Genomic DNA, 6,539 nt, shown 5'->3' with positions numbered 1-6,539 from the left:
CTGCTCCGCGCCGCCGAGGCGATCGCGCACGTCGTGCGCGACGAGGAGCTGAACCCGAACTTCATCATCCCGACGGTCTTCAACACCGAGGTGCCGAAGGCCGTGGCCGAGGCGATCCGCGGGGCGCGCTAGTCGCCTGTGCTGGCCCGTCGGTCGAGCCTGTCGAGACCTCCGCAGCGAAGCCCCCCACCGGCCCCCCGCCGGTCGAGCCTGTCGAGACCTCCGCAGCCCGGGCACCTGCCGGGCCCCCGCCGGTCGAGCCTGTCGAGACCCCCGCAGCGATCGCACCGGGGCGAGTTTCCAGCGCCGGCTGCGGACATTTCGACAGGCTCGATGAGCGGTGGGCGGGTCGGGAGTGGCCCCCCGCCGGTCGGGCCTGTCGAGACCTCCGCAGCGAAGCCACCCACTGGCCCCCGCCGGTCGAGCCTGTCGAGACCCCCGCAGCGAAGCCACCCACTGGCCAGGGTGGCTGAGGTGCGAGGCCGGTCACGGCCGAGCCTCGAAGCCTCCGCATGGAAGGCACCCGGGGTGGGTCCCAGCCTCGGGTCACCTGGCTTCGAGGCTCGGCGCTGGGGCGCCTCGCACCTCAGCCGCCGTCGTCGCTTCAGGCCCGGATCCCGCGGACCGTCGTCGTGGGCCGCTGCTTGACGATCCGCTCCCAGGCCCGGACGGCTGCCTGCGCGCTGTCGGCGTAGACCGAGACGACGTAGGGGAACCGCTCGTACATGCCGGTGATCCGCGCCGGCCGGCTGGCGCCGTCCTTGAAGATGCAGCGCCCTCCGTGGGCGCCGGGGAGCTCCGTGCGGTGGTTGGGGCCGAGCCGGGCCAGCAGCCACCGCTCGACCTGACCGGGGTCCTTCACCTGGTCGTAGGTCACCGTCACCGGCTGGCCGAGCGCGCGTTGGAAGCACTCGTAGGACTCGATGACGGGATAGCTGTCGGCGTTCGGACGCGCCTTGTGGCACTGCTCGCGGTCACGCGCGAAGGAGGGGAACACCCACGCAAGCCCGCGGGCACCCGCGGGCAGGCCGCACAGCCGGAGGGAGGAGGCCTCGCGGCCGTCCCAGCAGGTGCCGCCGGTGGTGCTCGCCGGCGCTCCGGGGTCGGTCGGCGGCGCGCTGTCGAGCTCGGCGGTGTCCCCACCGGTCGGTGACGGCGTCGCCATGCTTGGGTGGCCACCTGCTCGTGGCTCGTCCTCGCCCAGGTGGCGCCCGTAGTGGACCAGGCCGCCGATGATCACCGCGGCCAGCACGGCCAGGACGAGCGCGTCCCGCACCCGCGGGCGCGCGTCCACCTCGGCCATCTCCCCCCAGCACCCCCTGAAGCTCCCCCAAGAGCAGGAACATCCCCCGAGGGAGCCCCGTGCACTCCATTGTTGCCTACCGGTCCGGCCGCCTCGGCGAGGCTGGTGGTGTGCCGCGGCGTCCGGCCACGTGGCCGCTCCCGCCGGTTCGTCGGCCGCGAGATGGTCTCATGCGGAACTGTTCGGCAAGAGAACGTCGCGTAGGAGAACGTCGCGTAGGAGAACGTCGCACTACTCGCCTTCCTCGGTTGCGTAGAGCGCCGCGCCGACGACGCCGGCCTGGTTGCGCAACGTGGCCGGGACGATCTCGGTCTCGATGTCGACCAGCGGCAGGAACTCCTCGGACTCCTTGCTGATCCCGCCGCCGACCACGAAGAGGTCGGGGGAGAAGAGCATCTCGAGGGTCCGGTAGTAGGTCGTGAGCCGCTTGGCCCAGTCCTTCATCGAGAGCTCCTCGCGCTCCCGGGCGCTGTTGGCGGCGCGGGACTCCGCGTCGTGGCCGTCGATCTCGAGGTGGCCGAGCTCGGAGTTGGGGACCAGCACGCCGTTGTAGACGAGTGCGGAGCCGATGCCGGTGCCGAGCGTCGTGACGATCACCAGGCCGGCGTGGCCCTTGGCGGCGCCGTAGCGCACCTCGGCCAGGCCGGCGGCGTCCGCGTCGTTGACGACGTGTACGTCGCGGCCGGTCGCGTCGGTGAACAGCTTGTCGGCGTCGGTGCCGATCCACTCCTCGTCGATGTTCGCCGCCGAGCGCACGACGCCGTGCCGAACCACCCCGGGCACGGTCACGCCGACCGGCCCCCCCGAGTCGGGGAACTTGCCCAACAGCTCGACGAAGACCTTGGCGACCGCCTGCGGCGTGGACGGCGACGGTGTCCTGATCCGCTCGCGCTCGGCCGCGAACTCGCCCTTGTCGAGGTCGACGGGCGCGCCCTTGATCCCAGTGCCACCGAAGTCGATGCCGAAGGGCAGGTTCGCAACCATTCATCCAACCTATTCAGAAATCGTTCGCTCGTGGACCGAGGCCGCAGTCAGACTCGACCGGTGCCGACCCACCTGGAGCTCTCCCGTCACCTCGACGGGTTCCGCGAAGCCGCAACGGCGATCGTGGCCTACGCCGGACGGGCCGGCCTCGACGCCGCGGTACCCACGTGCCCGGACTGGAACGTGCTCGACCTCGTCGCCCACCAGGGGATGGTGCACCGGTGGGCGCGCGCACTGGTGCGCCGGGAGACCCCGATGGACGACGAGGTCGCCGCCTTCGAGCACGCCGGGCGGACCTCCGCCGACCCACTGGCCTGGCTGGAGGAAGGGGCGGACGAGCTGGCCCGGGAGATCATCGCCGCCCCGGAGGACCTCACCACGTTCGTCTTCCTCAACGACGCACCCCCGGCGCGGCGGTTCTGGGCGCGACGGCAGTGCCACGAGACGACCATGCACGCCATCGACGCGCTTGCGGCCTCGCTCGGCCGCGCGCCTGAGGCGGACGAGGTGTGGGTCGACGCCGAGCTGGCCGGCGACGGGATCGACGAGCTGCTCTGCGGGTTCCTGACCAGGCCCCGGTCGCGGCTGCGCTGCGACGACGAGGCGCTGCTCGTCGTTCGTCCCGACGACCTGCCGGACTGGTGGGACGTTTCGATGGGGCCGCGCCCCGCGGTGACCACCCGACGGACGACGGGCGACGAGCCGCCGGACGACCCCGACTGGGAGCTCACCGGCAGTGCGGTCGAGCTCCACCTGCGGCTCTGGAACCGCACCGACCCGCCGGAGCAGTGGCAGCCGCTCACCGCCGTGACATGGTCGTGAACGACCGATGACTCCGGCTCCTCTTCGGAGTCCTTCCTGAGCACGACACCGACCCGACCCAGGAGAGCCGATGATCGAGGCACGAGGACTCGTGCAGACCTTCCACACCGGACAGGGCAAGAACAAGAAGGAGGTCCACGCGGTCAACGGAATCGACCTCGACGTCGCCGAGGGCGAGGTGGTCGGCTTCCTCGGGCCCAACGGCGCCGGCAAGACGACGACACTGCGGATGCTGGTCACGCTCCTCAAGCCGACGGCGGGCACCGCCCGGGTGGCGGGGTACGACGTGGCGACCGAGCCGGTCCAGGTGCGGCGCAGCATCGGCTACTGCTCGCAGGTGGGCTCGACGTTCTCCGGTGCCTACGCCGGCGACGAGGTGACCGACCACGGGATGCTCTACGGGATGTCGCGCAAGAACGCGGTCGCCAAGGGGCAGGAGCTGTTCGAGAAGTTCCAGCTCGACGGGCTCTGGCGCCGCAAGCCCGCGAACATGTCCGGTGGCCAGAAGCGCCGCCTCGACATCGTCATGGGACTCATCCACTCGCCGTCGCTGGTCTTCCTCGACGAGCCGACCACCGGGCTCGACCCGCAGGCGCGCGCCAACCTGTGGGAGCACATCACCGGACTGCGCGACAACGAGGGCGCCACGGTGTTCCTGACGACGCACTACCTCGACGAGGCCGACACCCTGTCCGACCGGATCGTCATCATCGACCGCGGCGAGATCGTCGCCAGTGACACCGCGGACAACCTCAAGGCCAACGTGTCGGGTGACCTGGTCGCGCTGGAGGTCGGCAGCGAGGAGCAGGTGGTGACCGCGCGTGACAAGCTCGCCAGCATCAGCGACGACGTCGAGGTCGACGGCCTCGCGCTTCGCGGGCGGGTGGCCCGCGCCGGCAAGGCAGTCCCCGGGCTGCTGCGTGACCTCGAGGCGTCCGGCGTCGGGCTGGAGTCGATCGAGGTGATGCGACCCACGCTCGACGACGTGTTCCTCACGCTCACCGGCCGCTCGCTGCGCGACGCCGACGAGACCGCCAACCCCGCCGACGAGACGGTCGAAGGAGACCAGCGATGACGACGTACGTGCGCGAGTGCTCGGTGGTCTTCCGGCGCCAGATCCGGATGAACCTCCGCAACCCCGCCTGGGTGCTGATCGGGATCATGCAGCCGGTGCTCTACCTCCTGCTCTTCGGGCCGCTCCTCAAGCCTCTGGTCAGCCAGTTCGACGCCGGCACGGACAACGCCTACACGTTCCTGGTGCCCGGGCTGCTGGTGCAGCTCGGCATGTTCGGGGCCTTCTTCGCGGGCTTCTCCTTGATCGGGGAGTGGCGCGAGGGCGTGATCGAGGCCGAGCGGGTGACCCCGGCCGCGCGGTCGGCGCTGCTGGTCGGCCGGCTGTCGCGTGACGTGCTGCAGCTGTTCGTGCAGGCGATGATCCTGGTGGGGCTCGGCTACGTGATCGGGATGCGCGGCCCGATCGGCGGCGTCGCGCTCGGCGTGCTGATCACGCTGATCGTCGGCGGTGCCTGCGCGGCGGCCTCCAACGCCCTCGCGCTCTCGACCAAGAGCGAGGACGTGATGGCCCCGGTGATCAACATCGTGATGATGCCGGTCCTCCTCCTCAGCGGCATCCTGCTGCCGATGACCCTCGGTGCCGAGTGGCTCCAGCGGCTCTCGGACTTCATGCCGTTCCGCTACATCGTCGACGCGGTCCGCGCGGTGTTCACCGGGAACGTCGGGGACGGCACTGTGCTGTGGGGCACCACCTCGGCGGTGGCGATCTTCGTGCTCGCCTTCTGGTGGGGGACGGCTGTCTTCAGGAAAGAGAACGCGTAGGCACCGGTAGTCCCAGACCCTTCTCACCGGTCGCGTGCGGGAGCCGCGTTGGAAACGTCTGGGACTATCCCGAGGGCCGGAGCACGCGGGCCGCGATCCACGCGATGCCGTCCGCGGTCTGCTCCGGCGTCGCCGAGGGTTGCATCACGTGGCTGAGGACGACGCGGACCACCGCGTCGATCGCGGCATCGAGCTGGGAGGCGGACAGCTCGACGTCGTAGGGCGCGACTCGGTCGACGACCACCGCCTTGGCCGTCGACAGCAGCGTGCCCGCGTGCGTGGTCAGCAGCGGCAGCAGCTCGGTGTCCGCGCCGTGGGTGGCCGAGACGATCGCGTGCAGCAGCGGGTTGTCCTGGGAGGCGACGAGCACGGCGCGGGACGCGTCACGGATCGCGGCGACCAGGTCGGTCGGGTGGGCGTCGAAGGCGAGCGTGACCAGCCCGAGGAACCGGTCGAGCTCGTGCAGGATCATCGCCTCCGCCAGCCGGGGCTTGCTGCCGACCTCGTTGTAGACGGTCTGCCGGCTGACGCCGACCGCGTCGGCCAGCCGGGCCATCGTGACCCGGGACCAGCCGTCGTCGGTGGTCAGCGTGATCGCCGCGTCGATGACCCGGTCGCGCATGGTCACCGGCCGGGTCGTCACGGTGACGAGGCTAGTGACCGCTGGGCCGGGCCGCCGTGGCGACGGAGCGGTCGACGGGGATGAAGTCCACCTTCTCGCGCACGCCGCAGTCGGGGCAGCACCACGAGTCGGGTACGTCGGTCCAGGCCGTGCCCGCTGCGAACCCCTCGCGCTCGTCGCCGGTCACGACGTCGTAGGTGTAGCCGCACCCGGGGCACTGGGCGGCCAGCACCTCCAGCTGCGCCGCCTGCTCCGCGCCCAGCTCCTCGGCCGGCACCCTGTCGCCGCGCGCCGGGGGCGGGTACGCCGCGAGGATCCGGTCGCGCTTGCGCGGTGAGAGGTTCGCGCGCGAGATGTCGCCGTCGAAGTGGGCCAGCACGCGTGGGTCCATCACCCGGCGCCACACCGCGGGCACGATCGCGAGCACGATCATGCCGGCGTACCCGGTCGGCAGCACCGGTGACTGCTCGTAGTCGCGGAGCGACTGGTAGCGACGGGTCGGGTTGGCGTGGTGGTCGCTGTGCCGCTGCAGGTGGTAGAGCAGCACGTTGGTGGCGATGTTGTTGGAGTTCCACGAGTGCGACGGGTCCACCCGCTCGTAGCGCCGGCGCTCGCCGACACCGACCTTCTGCCGCAGCATGCCGTAGTGCTCCATGTAGTTCACGACCTCGAGCAGTGTGAAGCCGACAACGGCCTGGAGCACGAGGTACGGCGTGATGCCCACACCCAGCCACGCGATCAGCGCGCTCCAGAGCACCGCCGACATCAACCAGGCGTTCAGCACGTCGTTGGAGATCCGGAACGGGTGCCGCCGGCGACGGGCGATCCGGTTCTTCTCCAGGTTCCACGCCGACCGCAGGGAGCCGATGACCGTGCGCGGCCAGAACTGGTAGAAGTTCTCGCCCAGGCGCGCCGACGCCGGGTCCTCGGGTGTCGCGACCCGGACGTGGTGACCGCGGTTGTGCTCGATGT

Annotated in this window: 7 protein-coding genes; 3 read left to right on the top strand and 4 right to left on the bottom strand. The window is 71.0% G+C overall.

The features are described 5' to 3' along the window. Positions 1-604: 604 nt before the first annotated feature. Together VFV89_RS11240 and ppgK are read right to left on the bottom strand one after the other, a co-directional pair. Positions 605-1,294, bottom strand: coding sequence for a hypothetical protein (locus VFV89_RS11240; protein WP_329706026.1), 690 nt, complete (start codon positions 1,292-1,294; stop codon positions 605-607). Positions 1,295-1,534: 240 nt separating this feature from the next. Beyond that, entirely contained in the window at positions 1,535-2,287 is a 753-nt protein-coding gene (ppgK, locus tag VFV89_RS11235; protein WP_329706025.1) for a polyphosphate--glucose phosphotransferase, read from the bottom strand. Positions 2,288-2,347: 60 nt separating this feature from the next. Here ppgK and VFV89_RS11230 point away from each other — a divergent pair, with 60 nt between their 5' ends. From VFV89_RS11230 to VFV89_RS11220, 3 genes are all read left to right on the top strand, one after another. Further along, positions 2,348-3,109: a maleylpyruvate isomerase family mycothiol-dependent enzyme gene (locus VFV89_RS11230; protein WP_329706024.1), complete on the top strand. Its 762-nt coding sequence runs from the start codon at positions 2,348-2,350 to the stop codon at positions 3,107-3,109. A gap of 70 nt (positions 3,110-3,179) precedes the next feature. Beyond that, positions 3,180-4,184: an ATP-binding cassette domain-containing protein gene (locus VFV89_RS11225; protein ID WP_329706023.1), complete on the top strand. Its 1,005-nt coding sequence runs from the start codon at positions 3,180-3,182 to the stop codon at positions 4,182-4,184. After that, on the top strand, positions 4,181-4,945 hold the full coding sequence (locus tag VFV89_RS11220; RefSeq protein WP_329706022.1) for an ABC transporter permease: 765 nt from the start codon (positions 4,181-4,183) through the stop codon (positions 4,943-4,945). The genes VFV89_RS11225 and VFV89_RS11220 overlap by 4 nt, the downstream gene beginning before the upstream one ends. Positions 4,946-5,009: 64 nt before the next feature. Here the strand turns inward: VFV89_RS11220 and VFV89_RS11215 are convergent, their stop codons facing one another. Beyond that, positions 5,010-5,588: a TetR family transcriptional regulator gene (locus tag VFV89_RS11215; protein WP_329706021.1), complete on the bottom strand. Its 579-nt coding sequence runs from the start codon at positions 5,586-5,588 to the stop codon at positions 5,010-5,012. 10 nt (positions 5,589-5,598) lie between these two features. After that, the coding region (locus VFV89_RS11210; RefSeq protein WP_329706020.1) for a fatty acid desaturase at positions 5,599-6,539 on the bottom strand (941 nt) is incomplete at its 5' end.

This window comes from Nocardioides sp. (assembly GCF_036274455.1).
Classification (GTDB): domain Bacteria; phylum Actinomycetota; class Actinomycetes; order Propionibacteriales; family Nocardioidaceae; genus Nocardioides.
The sequence above is the reverse complement of the archived record's forward strand: the minus strand, read 5'-3'. Positions and strand labels throughout refer to the sequence as shown.

Bases quoted from the DNA above. Each gene is read 5' to 3' on its own strand.
- ppgK (WP_329706025.1), bottom strand. From the start codon at position 2,287: ATGGTTGCGAACCTGCCCTTCGGCATCGACTTCGGTGGCACTGGGATC.
- VFV89_RS11225 (WP_329706023.1), top strand. From the start codon at position 3,180: ATGATCGAGGCACGAGGACTCGTGCAGACCTTCCACACCGGACAGGGC.
- VFV89_RS11220 (WP_329706022.1), top strand. From the start codon at position 4,181: ATGACGACGTACGTGCGCGAGTGCTCGGTGGTCTTCCGGCGCCAGATC.